Raw genomic sequence first — 13,664 nt, forward strand, 5'->3', positions numbered from 1 at the left:
TTTTTATTTATAATAGAGGGGAAAGCGGATTAAAAAAACTAACCAAAATCAAACAGACTGGGTAAAGAAATGAAAAGGCTTTGAGTAAATTCCTGGCTTATGATACAAATCAGGCGTGTTCAACTACCGAGGACAATTTTCATCCGCAAAGACGAGAAGCAACACCGCGGATAATTGTAATTTTATGGACAATTTGTTCAGGACGTATTTTTCAAACAACTCTGCTCTGTTTTCAACCTCCCTCTGCCTGCTTTCTGGTGAGCAACACTGGCGTTCCGCGCTATAGTCACGTCTTCTGCCTGAGCTGGCGCTATGCGCTTAGCTAACTGATTTAATTCACAACTTTTTAGTTTGCTGTCCGCAGCGAGCCTCGATGGATTATATTCTCAAGCAGGAGAAAAAACATGTTTTACTGGATTTTATTAGCTCTGGCGATCGTCGCTGAAATTACCGGCACCTTGTCGATGAAATGGGCGAGCGTGTGTGATGGCAGCACCGGTTTTATTTTGATGCTGGTCATGATTACGCTTTCCTATATTTTCCTCTCTTTCGCGGTTAAAAAAATCGCGCTGGGCGTGGCATACGCATTGTGGGAAGGTGTTGGTATTTTATTGATTACGCTGTTTAGCGTCATGTTATTTGATGAAACCCTGACGACAATGAAAATTGCCGGGCTGACGACCCTGGTCGCGGGTATCGTGCTGATTAAATCGGGTACACGCAAACCGGCAAAACAGCAGAAGGAGCAGACCCATGCAGCAGTTTGAATGGATCCACGCGGCCTGGCTGGCTTTCGCCATCGTTCTGGAAATTATTGCGAACGTCTTTCTGAAGTTCTCCGACGGTTTTCGTCGCAAAGCCTACGGCCTGTTATCGATTGCCGCGGTTCTGGGGGCGTTTAGCGCCCTGTCGCAGGCGGTGAAAGGCATCGATCTGTCCGTGGCCTATGCGCTGTGGGGTGGCTTCGGTATTGCCGCCACCCTGGCGGCAGGCTGGATTATGTTCGGGCAGCGTTTAAACAATAAAGGCTGGATAGGGCTGGTATTACTGCTCGCCGGCATGATCATGATTAAACTGGCCTGAGTGACCTACTGCTGCGCCAGGGCTTCCAGCCGGTCGCGAAAACCGGTCACCGACAACGCCCGGTTATCGGCGCGCCAGCGGTCTTTCGCCGCTGGCGCAGAACTTTGAACGCCAATCAGCTGCCAGCCGTTATCGGTTTTTAACATCAGCGGCGATCCGCTATCACCCGGTAGCGTATCGCACTGATGCGACAGCACGCTGTTTTGCGCCCAACCCGTCACCACGCAGTCCGTATGGGTGTACAGCGAATCGAGGTGATCAACAGGGTAGCCTGACTGCGTTACTTTTCGATCGGCGGCTTTCAGGGCGGCGGTGAGCGCGGCTTTATCGCCATCAAAGAGCGGCAGCGGGGTGATCCCGGACGGCGGATAACGTAAAACGATCAGCCCGAAATCCCAGGAGGCCGCCCCGGGCGGCACAATCCAGCCATCACCATCCGGTTTCAGGCGTTTGCCAAGCGACGGATCCACCCGCCCCTCAATACCGTGAATTTCGTAGCGCCATATTCCTTTTTGCGACACAAAGCGCAGGGCGATCGCTTTATCCGGTTTGCCTTCAGGCGGCATTAACAGGCAATGACCCGCCGTCAGCGCAAGGCGTGGCGTAATGAGGGTTGCAGTACATAAATTGCCGCTGGCGGTTTCCAGTTGCCCGATGGCATCCCAGGGCGATTCAGTAGGATCGGTGACACGCGTACGATCGTCATGACCAAAAAACAGCGTCTTTACCTCTTTGGCGCTAATGGCGTCATCGTCGCCATCATCCGCATGTGAAAAGCCAGCAAAAAGGCTAAACGTTCCCAGTAACAACACAACAGATTTACGCATATCACACTCTGGTGGGGGTAATTATGATTATTAAAAGTGATCCCTATAAAAATACTATAGACGCGACGGCGAGAAAGTGGGAGTAAAATCAGCGTGCTACATTCAGGAAAGATAAAAGTGGCTGGCGATGAGCGCGCATAAAATTAGCAGGATAAGAATGAACTCAAACCGATAGCGCCGCAGCATACGCCCTCCGGATAAAAAAACGGCGCTGACCGCAAACCCGTTCAGCGCCGGTTTACCAACGTGCCCCGAAGGGCACGGTTAAGCTTGTACTCTTACGCTGCTGGCTGTGCAGCAGGTTTAGCCGCTTCGTGTTTTGCTGCTTTTTTGTGATGCTTTTTAGCCGCCTGGGCTTTCTGCTCTACCGCTGGTTTTGCCGCTTTTTTGTGGTGCTTTTTAACGGCCTGCGCTTTCTGTTCTGCCGCTGGTTTAGCCGCTTTGTGATGTTTTTTATGGTGAACCGTTTTGGCCGGAGCAGCGGTGGAAGCCGCAGGCGCTGCGGTGGCGGTAGTTTCAGCCGCGAATGCAGCGGAAGACAGACCCATAGCAGCGGCAACAACCAGAGCTAATACTTTTTTCATTTTCATACCCTCGAATTTGGTTTCTCATTTAACCCCACTGCGGGGCCGTTGAAATAACTATATCCCTGTAAATTCGGGGTTTCCGTGAGTGATTGGTATCGGCGTGTAACCGTATGTACAACGCCGGGGCAGATCCCCGGCGCATTCGGTTACAGGTAGCGGGATGTCAGGTGTTCGCGGAAGTAGCGGATATTCAGATCTTCACCCGTGGCCTGGGTGATGAGCTGCGATGTGCTGAAACGGCTGCCGTGCTGCCAGATATTCTGACGCAGCCAGTCAAACAGCGCCGAGAAATCGCCCCCGGCGATGGATGCCTGCAACCCGGGCAGCGCAGTTTTGGCGGCATGGAACAGCTGTGCCGCATACATTGCTCCCAGCGTGTAAGACGGGAAGTAGCCAAAACCGCCGTCGGTCCAGTGGATATCCTGCATACAGCCGTTGCGGTAGTTATCTTTGGTGGATAACCCAAGCCAGGCCTGCATTTTCTCATCCCATAACGCGGGAATATCATCGACTTCAATTTCGCCATTGATTAGCGCGCGCTCGATCTCATAGCGCAGCACCACATGCGCCGGATAGCTCACTTCATCCGCATCAACGCGGATGTAGCCCGGCTTCACGCGCTGGTTCCAGGCAATGAAATTCTCTTCGCTGAATGCCGCCTGGCTGCCGAAACGGGCATGAACCGCCGGAAGCAGATGCTTCAGGAAAGCGTCGCTGCGGCCTAGCTGCATTTCAAAGAACAAGCTTTGGGATTCATGGATCGCCGTAGAGCGCGCCAGCGCAACGGGCTGACCGGCCCATGCTCGCGGAAGGTTTTGCTCGTAGCGGGCATGTCCGGTTTCGTGGATCACGCCGAAAAGCGCGCTGAGCAGTTCATCTTCATCGTAACGCGTGGTGATACGCACATCTTCCGGCACGCCGCCGCAGAACGGGTGGGCGCTAACGTCCAGACGACCGCCGTTAAAATCGAAGCCAAGCATTTTCATCGCTTCCAGGCCCAGCTCGCGCTGCGTGGCGGTCGGGAAGGGACCCTGTGGCGGAACGAACGATCGTTGAGCCTGTTTTTCCACAACCTTTGCCAGCAACTCCGGTAGCCAGGACTTCAGATCGCCGAACAGCACATCCAGGCGAGCGCTGGTCATGTCGGGTTCAAAGATATCCAGCAGCGCGTCGTAAGGCGTGCAGCCTTTAGCCTCAGCGCGCAGGCGGGCTTCTTCACGACTGAGTTTCACCACCTCTTTCAGGTTGGCTGAAAAGCCCTGCCAGTCGTTGGCCGGACGCTGAGTGCGCCACGCGTGTTCACACCTGCTGCCCGCCAGCGATTTGGCCTCCACCAGCGATTCCGGCAGTAAAGTTGCCTGCTGGTAGTAGCGCGTCATTTCACGCAGGTTGGCCAGCTCAACGTCGTTCAGATCTTCGTCTGCCGCCGCCGCCAGCCATTCACCCACTTTTTTATCGGTCAGGATCTGATGTTGCAGGACGCTCATCTCCGCCAGCGCTTCACCGCGCGCGGCGCTGCCGCCTGGCGGCATCATGGTGAACATGTCCCAGCTGGCGATGGAGGAGAGGTGAGAGAAGCGGGAGAGGCGCTGGAAGGTGCGGGTGAGTTGTTGATAGTTATTGTTTTTCATGAAGTCCTCGTGTCTGAATCAGCCGATGACAAAAATTAGCATCGGCTCGATTTAAACACGAAGAGGGCTGAATGTTAATGCAGTCGTTTATGCAGGCTCGCGCCCACCAGCAGTGCCGCGCACAGCATCAGCGCGATAAATCCGCCCACGCCGTTCCAGCCGTAGTTATGCCAGAACACCCCGCCGAGCGTACCGGCTATGCTGGAACCAAGATAGTAACTGAACAGATACAGTGACGAAGCCTGACCTTTAGCGCGGCGCGCGCGTGGGCCAATCCAGCTGCTGGCAACGGAATGCGCGGCAAAGAAGCCCGCAGAGAAGAGCAGCATTCCGGCAAAAATCAGCCACAGGGAAGAGAAAAGCGTCATCAGCAGTCCGAACAGCATCACGGCGGTGGATACCAGCATCACCGGACCACGGCCGAAGCGCGCGGTCATGGCGCCCGCTTTTGGCGAACTCCATGTCCCGGTGAGATATGCCACAGAGAGCAAACCCACTAATGCCTGGCTAAGATGCCACGGTGAAAGCATCAGACGATAGCCAATGTAGTTGAACAGCGTCACGAACGAGCCCATCAGCAGGAAACCGGTCAGGAACAAACGGGGCAGCCCTTGATCGCGCCAGTGCAGGCGAAAGTTGATAAATAACGTTTTCGGACGCAGGGAGGTCGGGCGGAAATGGCGCGATTCCGGCAGGATTTTCCAGAACATCAGCGCCGAAGCGAGGGCGAAGCAGCCGATAACGGCCAGCGCAATGCGCCAGTTAAAGAAATCAGTAAACACACCGCTGAGCAGGCGTCCGCTCATCCCGCCGATAGAGTTCCCGCTAATGTACAGCCCCATGGAGAAGGCCACGAAACTCGGGTGGATCTCCTCGCTGAGATAGGTCATCCCGACCGCCGCCACGCCGCTCAGGGATAACCCAATCAGCGCGCGCATGATCAGAATGCCGTGCCAGCTGGTCATCATGGTGGACAACAAGGTACACACGGAGGCCAGCATTAACGCCGTTACCATAACCTGCTTACGCCCGATGGCATCCGAAAGTGGCCCGGTGAACAGCAGACCGATCGCCAGCATCCCGGTTGAAATGGAGAGCGAAATACTGCTGCTGGCTGGCGACACGCCAAATTCATGCGACAGGACCGGCAGGATCGGCTGAACGCAGTAGAGCAGGGCGAAAGTGGCGAGACCCGCTGAGAAGAGCGCCAGCGTGACGCGCATAAACTGGGGGGTACCACGTTTAATAAACTGAACCGGCTGCGGTGCTGCGGGTAAATCATCAATGTCGCTGGCCGGCGCGATATCAACGGTCGTTGTACGGCTCACACATAATCCTTGCTTAAACATCCCCGTGGTTTCTGGTGACGGGTATGACCACAAGATTAGGGTAGGAAAATGTAAATATTCTGTCTAATATATTAATAATCTCAAATGATACTTTAAAAATATGAATATCGAGCTGCGCCATCTACGCTATTTTGTCGCCGTCGCCGAAGAGCTGCATTTTGGTCGTGCGGCGGCAAGGCTGAATATCTCTCAGCCACCGCTAAGCCAGCAGATACAGATCCTGGAGCAGCAGGTCGGGGCGCGTCTGCTGGCGCGAACCAACCGCAGCGTGAGCCTGACGGCGGCGGGAAAACAGTTTCTTGCCGATAGCCGACAGATCCTGAGTATGGTGGAGGACGCCGCCGCCAGAGCGGAACGGCTTTATCTCGGGGAGACGGGAGAGCTGCGCATCGGGTTTACCTCATCGGCCCCCTTTATCAGCGCTGTTTCACAAACGCTATCCTCGTTTCGCCGTAACTTTCCGGATGTGCATATTCAGACGCGCGAAATAAATACCCGGGAGCAGATATCGCCGCTTAACGAAGGATCGCTCGACCTGGGGCTGATGCGTAACACGCAGTTGCCTGATACCCTGGCGTGGCAGGTGATCCTCCGCGAACCGCTGATGGCGATGATCCCCCGGGATCATCCGCTCGCCGCGCAGCACAGCGTCACGCTGGCTGAACTGGCGAAAGAGCCGTTTGTCTTTTTTGACCCACAGGTGGGTACCGGGTTGTATGACGATATTCTTGGTCTGATGCGGCGATATGGCCTTGTCCCGACTATCGCGCAGGAGGTGGGGGAAGCCATGACGATCATTGGTCTCGTTGCCGCAGGGCTTGGCGTATCGATTCTCCCGGCCTCATTTAAACGGGTACAACTGGCGGAAATGCGCTGGGTGAAGATAGCCGAGCAGGATGCAGTCTCAGAGATGTGGCTGGTGTGGTCTAAACATCATGAACAGAGCCATGCGGCACAGCGTTTCAAAGAACAATTAATTACCGCTTCTCGCGGGCATTATTTATAGGGAAAAGTGGGCGAAAATGTGCAGTAAATCACATGGCTAAGTAAAAATTTGACGTCAGCCATTGAAGTGCTTCACCATAGCCCTCAGTTTATTTCGAAGCTCGAAAATAAGGGAGTACGAGGTGGTTGCTGATAGTCAGCCAGGGCATATCGATCAGATCAAGCAGACCAACGCGGGTGCCGTTTATCGCCTGATTGATCAGCTTGGTCCGGTTTCGCGTATCGATCTTTCGCGTCTGGCACAACTGGCACCCGCCAGTATTACCAAGATTGTCCGCGAAATGCTGGAAGCCCATCTGGTTCAGGAGACAGAAATTCAGGAGCCGGGCAGTCGTGGCCGTCCGGCGGTAGGGCTGGTGGTGGAAACGGAAGCCTGGCACTACCTGTCGCTGCGGATTAGCCGCGGGGAAATCTTCCTCGCGCTGCGCGACCTCAGCAGCAAGCTGGTGGTGGAAGACCGGCTGGAACTCCCGCTTAATGCAGAGCAACCACTTCTCGATGCCATTCTGACCCACATCGACCAGTTCTTTATTCGTCACCAGCAGCGTCTTGAACGTTTAACGGCGATTGCGATCACCCTGCCGGGAATTATTGATACCGAAAATGGCATTGTGCACCGCATGCCGTTTTATGAAAACGTCAAAGAGATGCCGCTGGGCGACGTGCTGGAAAACCACACCGGTGTACCGGTCTACATTCAGCATGATATCAGCGCCTGGACGATGGCGGAGGCGTTGTTTGGCGCTTCCCGGGGCGCGCGCGACGTGATTCAGGTGGTGATTGATCATAACGTTGGCGCTGGTGTGATTACCGACGGGCGTCTGTTGCATGCTGGCAGCAGTAGCCTGGTGGAGATCGGCCATACGCAGGTCGATCCGTACGGAAAACGCTGCTACTGCGGTAACCATGGCTGTCTGGAAACGATTGCCAGCGTCGAAAGCGTGCTGGAGCTGGCGCAAGTGCGGCTCAGCCAGTCGATGAGCTCCACGCTGCACGGTCAACCGTTAAGCGTCGAGGCACTGTGCGCTGCGGCAAGGCAGGGCGATCTGCTGGCGAAGGACATTATTACCGGCGTGGGCAATAATGTCGGGCGCATTCTGGCCATTATGGTGAATCTGTTTAACCCGCAAAAAATACTGATCGGCTCCCCGCTCAGCCAGGCGGCGGATATCCTCTTTCCGGCGATTTCCGCCTGCATCAATCAGCAGGCGCTTCCCGCGTACAGTAAAAACATCGTGGTCGAAAGTACGCAATTTTCCAACCAGGGCACCATGGCCGGCGCCGCGCTGGTAAAAGATGCGATGTACAACGGCTCGTTACTGATTCGTTTGCTACAGGGCTAACTCTTTTCCAGAGATGTACGAAAAATTGCGCTATCTCAAGCCCGGTAGCGCACGCATCCCGTAGACTTTCCCCACTGAATTATTTACCTGGTTTATATTTTGAAGCATACCCAAGAGGTGGAATGAGTCATGCTTAAGCGTTTCTTTATTACTGGTACGGATACGTCTGTCGGGAAGACAGTCGTATCCCGCGCGTTACTCCAGGCCCTGGCGGCAAGCGGTAAACGCGTTGCAGGATACAAGCCGGTTGCAAAAGGCAGTAAAGAGACGCCAGAAGGGCTGCGCAATAAGGACGCCCTGGTTCTGCAAAGCGTCTCGTCTCTGGAACTGCCTTATGATGCCGTCAATCCTATCGCGTTAAGCGAAGAGGAAAGCAGCGTCGCTCACAGTGGGCTTATCAACTACAGCCTGCTTTCTGATGGCCTGGCAAATCTGAGTGAAAAGGTTGACCACGTTGTCGTTGAAGGGACCGGTGGCTGGCGCAGCCTGATGAACGATTTACGTCCCCTTTCCGAATGGGTGGTGCAGGAGCAATTGCCGGTGATTATGGTCGTGGGCATCCAGGAAGGGTGCATCAACCATGCCTTGCTGACGGCGCAGGCTATCGCTAATGACGGCCTGCCGCTGATTGGTTGGGTGGCGAATCGTATTAACCCGGGCCTTGCGCACTACGCTGAAATCATCGACGTGCTGAGCAAAAAGCTGCCTGGCCCGCTGGTGGGCGAACTGCCTTATCTGCCCCGCGCAGAGCAGCGCGAATTAGCGCACTATATCGATCTCTCGGCTTTCGGCGGTATGCTGGCCGTAGATCGAGTCGTGGCGTAGCGTTCTCGACAATACCGACGCCACAACACAGGCAACCAGCAAACCGGGAAGTAAAAAATACTGCCCGGTCATCTCACAGACCATCAAGGCCGACATGATTGGCGCATGCGTTGTGGCGGCGAGCAGCGTCGCCATTCCCGCCAGCCCAAGCAGGATCGCCGTCTCAGAGCCAGGAAACCACAGCGCAAAGATCTGCGCAAACAGCATTCCCGTTGCCATACCAACGAACAAGGTTGGCGTGAACACGCCTCCCGGCGCGCCGGACCCGCTGCTTGCCAGTACCGCCAGCAGCTTGCAAATAAAGACGCCAGCAATCACCGACAGCAGCGGCGGCGACTGCAAAAACGCCTGAACCACGCTATAGCCATTCCCCCATACTTTTGGCGTCAGCAGCGACAGCAGCCCGACGATCAGACCACCCAGCGCCAGCTGCCACGGCGGTGAGAGTTTGAGACGCAGAAACAGCCTGTGGCTGGCCGCCATCAGCCACATCAGCAGCGGGCCGCAAACGCCAGCCAGCAGACCCACGCCAACGATCAGGAAATAATCCACCGCCGTAAGCATCTCGCTGAGATGGACATCATATAGCGTATTCGCGCCGGGACTTAACAGGCGGGTGGTCAGCAGGGCCACTACAGCGGCAATCACCACCGGGCCGAGGGAGGCCAGCATCAGCGTGCCAAACAGGATCTCTGCGATAAACAGGCTGCCCGCCAGCGGCGCATGATAGGCGCTGGCCATCCCGGCGGCGGCACCGCAGGCGATCCACAGTTTCCATTCGGATTTTGGCGTACAACGTTGTGCAAAAAAGGAGGCGGCGAGGGCGGCGAGCAGGATCATGGCGCCTTCACGGCCGATGGCGCTGCCGCTGGCGACCACCAGCAACGACGCGAGGGATTTCACCAGGCTGGCGCCGTAATCAAACTGGCCGTCACCTGTTTCCAGCGCTTCCATATAATCGGTGGGGGCGTGGGGACGTTGTGCCGTCATGCGCTGCCATCCCCACAGCAGCATCCCCGCGGCCAGACCACCTAGCGCAGGCGTCAGCGCCCGCCGCCAGGGCGATAACGCGGCTGCGGCGTTCACCAGACTTCCGCTTTCGTTGCTGAGAAATAGCCACTCCAGCAGATACATGCTGTGGCGGAACACCGCAACGGCCAACGCCGCCAGCACGCCGGTGACGGTAGCAATCAGGAGACGGCGAAACATCGCGCGGATGTCGGGGTAAGCGTGAAGACGTTGCATGAAGTCGTGATTTAACGGGGACGATACAATATTGTGGCGGGAAATCGGGAGGTTAGCAAAAGGTATGCGTGCGGAAAAAGGCCGGGCAGTACCCGGCCTGAGCGCTTAATTCTCGCTATGAATATTTAATGCCCGGCGCGTACGCCCTGAACTCAAATACTCCGCAATATAATCCTGGGATATCTCGCCGTTATAGCGTCCGTCCTCGTCCACAATCGGCATCCAGCTGGTGTTGCTCTCATACAGGCGAGAAAGCACCACGCGCAGGTTATCCTCGGCCTTACCGGTCATACGGAACGGATGCAGAATATCCCCGCAGCTGCCGCTGGCGTTACGCGCTTCGCGGCGCTTCACAAAGCCGAGCGGTTTGCCGTGCTCATCAACCACGGTAATGGCGCGAATATCGTTGTCATCCATGGTGGCGAAGGCCTCCGGCAGCGGCGTCGATTCGCGTACCGTAATGGTAGGCTGCTGGTCGGTGACGTCGCCCGCCGATACCAGCAGCAGGCGTTTCAACGTCCGGTCCTGACCAACAAACGAGCCAACAAACTCATTCGCGGGTTTCGCCAGCAGCTCGTCCGGGCTGGCGCACTGCACGATACGCCCCTGACGGAAGACGGCAATACGGTCGCCCAGCTTCAGCGCTTCGTCAATATCGTGGCTCACCAGCATCACGGTCTTTTTCAGCTTGCGCTGCATCTCAAGGAACTGGTTCTGGATCACCTCACGGTTGATCGGGTCGACTGCACCGAACGGTTCATCCATCAGCAGGACCGGAGGATCGGCTGCCAGCGCGCGGATGACGCCGATACGCTGCTGCTGCCCGCCGGACATTTCGCGCGGATAGCGGTGAAGGAATTTATGCGGATCCATTGCCACCATATCCATCAGCTCTTCGGCACGGGATTTACAGCGTGCCTTGTCCCAGCCCAGCATGCGCGGCACGACGGTAATGTTCTCTTCGATGGTCATGTTCGGGAACAGGCCAATCTGCTGGATCACGTAGCCAATGTTGCGGCGCAGGGTCACGGTGTCCATTCCGCTGGTGTCTTCGCCGTTAATCAGGATTGTCCCGCTACTTGGCGTAATGAGACGGTTGATCATCTTCAGGGTAGTGGTTTTCCCGCAGCCGGACGGGCCGAGCAGCACGCACATTTCCCCTTCAGGCACGTTCAGGTTGACGTTGTCGACGGCCTTAAACGTCTGGCCGTGTTTCTGTGAAAATTGTTTGGTGAGGTTTTCCAGTTTTATCATTATCGAATCCCCTTCGGAGTCAGTACCACCTGCAAACGGTGCAGCAACCAGTCGAGCACAATCGCTAAAAGACAAATCATCAGCGCGCCCGCAATCAACATACGAATATCACTCCCGCCAATACCGTTAAGCAGCAGCAGGCCCAGACCGCCCGCGCCGATCACGGCGGCAATCGCCATGACGCCGATGTTCATTACCACGGCGGTGCGGATGCCGCCAAAAATCACCGGCAGCGCCATCGGGATTTCCACCCAGCGCAGACGCTGCCAGAAGGTCATGCCGATGCCGCGTCCCGCTTCTCGCAGGCCGGGGGGCAGGCTGTCGAGCGCCGTATGGGTGTTACGCACAATCGGCAGCAGCGAATAGAGGAACACCGCCGTAATCGCGGGCAGGGCGCCAATGCCCTGACCGATCAGCGAAAAGAGCGGGATCATCAGGCCGAAAAGCGCAATTGACGGGATGGTGAGCACAATGGTGGCAATCCCCAGCACCGGCGTTGCCAGCCATTTATGGCGGACAATTAAAATGCCCAGCGGCACGCCAATAATAATCGCCAGGCCGACGGCGAGTGCCACCAGCCACAGGTGTTGCAGCGTCAGGGTTAAGAGATAGTCCCAGTTGTCGAGAATATAGTGAATCGTCTCCATAGCGCCTCCTACAGCAACTGTTTGCTACGCAGGAAATCACGGGCGACCTGCTGCGGTGACTGATGGTCGATATCCACCTTCTTATTCAGGTCGGTGATAACGTCGTTATTGAGCTGGGCTGAGAGGGTGTTCAGCGCCTCCTCCAGCCCCGGGTTAGCCTCCAGCGTGTCTTTTCGAACAACTGGCGTCACGGCATAACTCGGGAAGAAGCCTTTATCGTCTTCCAGCACTTTAAGATCGAAGCCCTTTACGCGCCCGTCGGTGGTGTAGATCAGCCCCGCATCGACAAACCCGTCGCGCACCGCGTTATAGACCAGGCCCGGATCCATCTGGCGGATCTGCGGGCGGTCCAGCTCCATCTTGTAGGCCGCCTGCAACGGTTTCATCCCGTCGCTGCGTCCGGCAAATTCCAGGTCAAGGCCCAGCAGCCAGTTGTTATCCGGATCGGTTTTACGGATCTGCTCAATCTTTGCCACCATCTCAGACATGGTATTGATATGTTCAGCCTCGGCGCGCTTGCGCTGCATGGCAAAGGCATAGGTATTGTTCATATCGGCAGGTTTAAGCCACACCAGACCGTGCTTCGCGTCGAGGCGTTTCACCGTCTCGTATGACTCCTGCGGCGACATGCGTTTGTTGATGTGGTTGAAGATGATCAGCGACGTGCCGGTGTACTCCCAGGTCATATCAATCTGCTTGTTGATCATCGCGTTACGGGAAATCACCGTTGCAATATTGGTCTGCGGCTGCACCTGAAACCCTTTCTTATGCAGATACTGCACGGTCATGGCCGAGAGAATGTGCTGCTCGGTAAAGCTCTTGGTTGCCAGGATCAGCGGCGCGGCGAGCGCCTGGCTGGTGAAGAGCGCGGCGGCGCATAGCGCCGTCAGGCCGGAAAACAGTTTCATAGAAGCTCCTTGTTATAATTATCGCGCGAGATGCGGGCTCAGTAGTCGACCCAGTGCCGCCAGCAGCGTATCCAGAATCAGGGCGAACAGGGCGGTGGCCGCCGCGCCCAGGATCAGCGTCGGGAAGTCATTCAGGTAGATCCCAGGGAAAATCAGCTCGCCGTAGCTGCTGGCGCCAATCAGGAATGCCAGCGGTGCGGTACCGACGTTAATCGCAGTGGCAATGCGAATACCAGAAAGCATCACCGGCCACGCGTTAGGGATCTCAACCTGACGCAGGCGCTGCCATTTGGTCATGCCGATACCGTTTGCCGCTTCCAGCAACGACGCGGGAACAGAGCACAGCCCGGCATAGGTGTTACGCACAATCGGCAGCAGAGAGGCCAGAAAGAGGGCGATAATGGCCGGTTTATCACCGATGCCAATCACCACCATCGCCAGCGCCAGAACGGCCAGCGGCGGCAGGGTGTTACCCACGTTAAAGATTTGCATCACATATTCGGCGATACCACGCGCGGCTGGACGGCTCAGCAAAATACCGCTTGGAATGCCCACCAGCAGGGCAAAGAACATTGATGAAAAGACCAGAATCAGGTGCTGTTGCCCGAGGTAAATCAGGTCAACCTGGCGCGCCTTAATCGTCTCCAGTCCAATTCCCCAGGTGAGGAGAGCGAGAACCACGATAATCGCGCCGACAAAAAGCAGCGAACGTTTAAGTAATGGGTGCATTGCGGTGTGTCTCCCTGTGCGCATGCGTTATAGCAACCACCGATTGCCTGTTGTTATGCCATGTTTCGGCAGGGGTACTTCACCTATAGCAAGCGAAACGGAAGGGTTCCAGCGAAGGGGGTAAAACAGTAACCCTATGAAATTAGTGACAACCTGGGTGAAGCCTTATGGCATAAGGGCTGTCAGTGGGCAGGCAGAATAGTCTTAAAGAAGCACGCCTTACGTGACAAT

Annotated in this window: 16 protein-coding genes; 6 read left to right on the forward strand and 10 right to left on the reverse strand. The window is 56.1% G+C overall.

Translation table 11 applies throughout. The features are described from left to right. The first annotated feature begins 115 nt into the window (after positions 1-115). The 3 genes from ACOTX1_RS18670 (at position 116) to mdtI (ending at position 1,083) form a co-directional block, all read left to right on the forward strand. Positions 116-286 (forward strand): hypothetical protein, encoded by a 171-nt coding sequence (locus tag ACOTX1_RS18670; RefSeq protein WP_006808891.1) that lies wholly within the window; start codon positions 116-118, stop codon positions 284-286. A gap of 118 nt (positions 287-404) precedes the next feature. Then, positions 405-767 carry a multidrug/spermidine efflux SMR transporter subunit MdtJ gene (gene mdtJ, locus ACOTX1_RS18675; protein WP_023314056.1) on the forward strand — a complete coding sequence of 121 codons (363 nt, stop codon included), beginning with the start codon at positions 405-407 and terminating at the stop codon, positions 765-767. Further along, positions 754-1,083, forward strand: a complete 330-nt coding sequence (gene mdtI / locus ACOTX1_RS18680; protein ID WP_003857463.1) for a multidrug/spermidine efflux SMR transporter subunit MdtI — start codon at positions 754-756, stop codon at positions 1,081-1,083. The genes mdtJ and mdtI overlap by 14 nt, the downstream gene beginning before the upstream one ends. A 5-nt stretch (positions 1,084-1,088) precedes the next feature. Here the strand turns inward: mdtI and ACOTX1_RS18685 are convergent, their stop codons facing one another. The 5 genes from ACOTX1_RS18685 to ACOTX1_RS18705 all read right to left on the reverse strand — a co-directional run bounded on the left by ACOTX1_RS18685 (position 1,089) and on the right by ACOTX1_RS18705 (position 5,456). Further along, positions 1,089-1,910, reverse strand: a complete 822-nt coding sequence (locus ACOTX1_RS18685; protein WP_003857461.1) for a trypsin-like serine peptidase — start codon at positions 1,908-1,910, stop codon at positions 1,089-1,091. Positions 1,911-2,012: 102 nt separating this feature from the next. After that, positions 2,013-2,096, reverse strand: coding sequence for a hypothetical protein (locus ACOTX1_RS18690; RefSeq protein WP_057979992.1), 84 nt, complete (start codon positions 2,094-2,096; stop codon positions 2,013-2,015). A gap of 92 nt (positions 2,097-2,188) precedes the next feature. Continuing rightward, a complete protein-coding gene (gene asr / locus ACOTX1_RS18695) occupies positions 2,189-2,494 on the reverse strand; it encodes an acid resistance repetitive basic protein Asr (RefSeq protein ID WP_023314057.1) in 306 nt (101 codons plus the stop codon). 149 nt (positions 2,495-2,643) lie between these two features. Next, on the reverse strand, positions 2,644-4,128 hold the full coding sequence (locus ACOTX1_RS18700) for a carboxypeptidase M32 (protein ID WP_023314058.1): 1,485 nt from the start codon (positions 4,126-4,128) through the stop codon (positions 2,644-2,646). 74 nt (positions 4,129-4,202) lie between these two features. Beyond that, a complete protein-coding gene (locus tag ACOTX1_RS18705) occupies positions 4,203-5,456 on the reverse strand; it encodes an MFS transporter (protein ID WP_003857455.1) in 1,254 nt (417 codons plus the stop codon). 121 nt (positions 5,457-5,577) lie between these two features. Between ACOTX1_RS18705 and ACOTX1_RS18710 the strand changes: the two genes are divergently transcribed. From ACOTX1_RS18710 to bioD, 3 genes are all read left to right on the forward strand, one after another. After that, complete coding sequence (locus tag ACOTX1_RS18710; protein ID WP_017694088.1) at positions 5,578-6,483, forward strand: LysR family transcriptional regulator; 906 nt, start codon at positions 5,578-5,580, stop codon at positions 6,481-6,483. Positions 6,484-6,604: 121 nt separating this feature from the next. Then, a complete protein-coding gene (gene mlc / locus ACOTX1_RS18715; RefSeq protein ID WP_003857451.1) occupies positions 6,605-7,825 on the forward strand; it encodes a sugar metabolism global transcriptional regulator Mlc in 1,221 nt (406 codons plus the stop codon). A gap of 129 nt (positions 7,826-7,954) precedes the next feature. Further along, positions 7,955-8,650 carry a dethiobiotin synthase gene (bioD, locus tag ACOTX1_RS18720; protein ID WP_015570628.1) on the forward strand — a complete coding sequence of 232 codons (696 nt, stop codon included), beginning with the start codon at positions 7,955-7,957 and terminating at the stop codon, positions 8,648-8,650. Here bioD and clcB read toward each other — a convergent pair. From clcB to osmY, 5 genes are all read right to left on the reverse strand, one after another. After that, positions 8,585-9,895 (reverse strand): voltage-gated ClC-type chloride channel ClcB, encoded by a 1,311-nt coding sequence (clcB, locus tag ACOTX1_RS18725; RefSeq protein ID WP_022651052.1) that lies wholly within the window; start codon positions 9,893-9,895, stop codon positions 8,585-8,587. The genes bioD and clcB overlap by 66 nt on opposite strands. A gap of 105 nt (positions 9,896-10,000) precedes the next feature. Next, complete coding sequence (osmV, locus tag ACOTX1_RS18730; protein ID WP_023314059.1) at positions 10,001-11,149, reverse strand: osmoprotectant ABC transporter ATP-binding protein OsmV; 1,149 nt, start codon at positions 11,147-11,149, stop codon at positions 10,001-10,003. Further along, positions 11,149-11,796, reverse strand: a complete 648-nt coding sequence (gene osmW, locus ACOTX1_RS18735) for an osmoprotectant ABC transporter permease OsmW (protein ID WP_006808875.1) — start codon at positions 11,794-11,796, stop codon at positions 11,149-11,151. The genes osmV and osmW overlap by 1 nt, the downstream gene beginning before the upstream one ends. An 8-nt stretch (positions 11,797-11,804) precedes the next feature. Next, positions 11,805-12,704 (reverse strand): osmoprotectant ABC transporter substrate-binding protein OsmX, encoded by a 900-nt coding sequence (gene osmX / locus ACOTX1_RS18740; protein WP_263522497.1) that lies wholly within the window; start codon positions 12,702-12,704, stop codon positions 11,805-11,807. Positions 12,705-12,722: 18 nt separating this feature from the next. Beyond that, a complete protein-coding gene (gene osmY, locus ACOTX1_RS18745) occupies positions 12,723-13,433 on the reverse strand; it encodes an osmoprotectant ABC transporter permease OsmY (protein WP_003857442.1) in 711 nt (236 codons plus the stop codon). Between the last annotated feature and the right edge of the window lie 231 nt (positions 13,434-13,664).

It is taken from the genome of Enterobacter cloacae complex sp. IR5401 (genome assembly GCF_049238425.1).
GTDB lineage: Bacteria > Pseudomonadota > Gammaproteobacteria > Enterobacterales > Enterobacteriaceae > Enterobacter > Enterobacter hormaechei_C.

What these genes read in the sequence shown, in the direction of transcription:
- mdtJ (WP_023314056.1), top strand. Translation starts at nt 405, where the DNA reads ATGTTTTACTGGATTTTATTAGCTCTGGCGATCGTCGCTGAAATTACC.
- mdtI (WP_003857463.1), top strand. Translation starts at nt 754, where the DNA reads ATGCAGCAGTTTGAATGGATCCACGCGGCCTGGCTGGCTTTCGCCATC.
- ACOTX1_RS18685 (WP_003857461.1), bottom strand. Translation starts at nt 1,910, where the DNA reads ATGCGTAAATCTGTTGTGTTGTTACTGGGAACGTTTAGCCTTTTTGCT.
- ACOTX1_RS18690 (WP_057979992.1), bottom strand. Translation starts at nt 2,096, where the DNA reads ATGCTGCGGCGCTATCGGTTTGAGTTCATTCTTATCCTGCTAATTTTA.
- asr (WP_023314057.1), bottom strand. Translation starts at nt 2,494, where the DNA reads ATGAAAAAAGTATTAGCTCTGGTTGTTGCCGCTGCTATGGGTCTGTCT.
- ACOTX1_RS18700 (WP_023314058.1), bottom strand. Translation starts at nt 4,128, where the DNA reads ATGAAAAACAATAACTATCAACAACTCACCCGCACCTTCCAGCGCCTC.
- ACOTX1_RS18710 (WP_017694088.1), top strand. Translation starts at nt 5,578, where the DNA reads ATGAATATCGAGCTGCGCCATCTACGCTATTTTGTCGCCGTCGCCGAA.
- bioD (WP_015570628.1), top strand. Translation starts at nt 7,955, where the DNA reads ATGCTTAAGCGTTTCTTTATTACTGGTACGGATACGTCTGTCGGGAAG.
- clcB (WP_022651052.1), bottom strand. Translation starts at nt 9,895, where the DNA reads ATGCAACGTCTTCACGCTTACCCCGACATCCGCGCGATGTTTCGCCGT.
- osmV (WP_023314059.1), bottom strand. Translation starts at nt 11,149, where the DNA reads ATGATAAAACTGGAAAACCTCACCAAACAATTTTCACAGAAACACGGC.
- osmW (WP_006808875.1), bottom strand. Translation starts at nt 11,796, where the DNA reads ATGGAGACGATTCACTATATTCTCGACAACTGGGACTATCTCTTAACC.
- osmX (WP_263522497.1), bottom strand. Translation starts at nt 12,704, where the DNA reads ATGAAACTGTTTTCCGGCCTGACGGCGCTATGCGCCGCCGCGCTCTTC.
- osmY (WP_003857442.1), bottom strand. Translation starts at nt 13,433, where the DNA reads ATGCACCCATTACTTAAACGTTCGCTGCTTTTTGTCGGCGCGATTATC.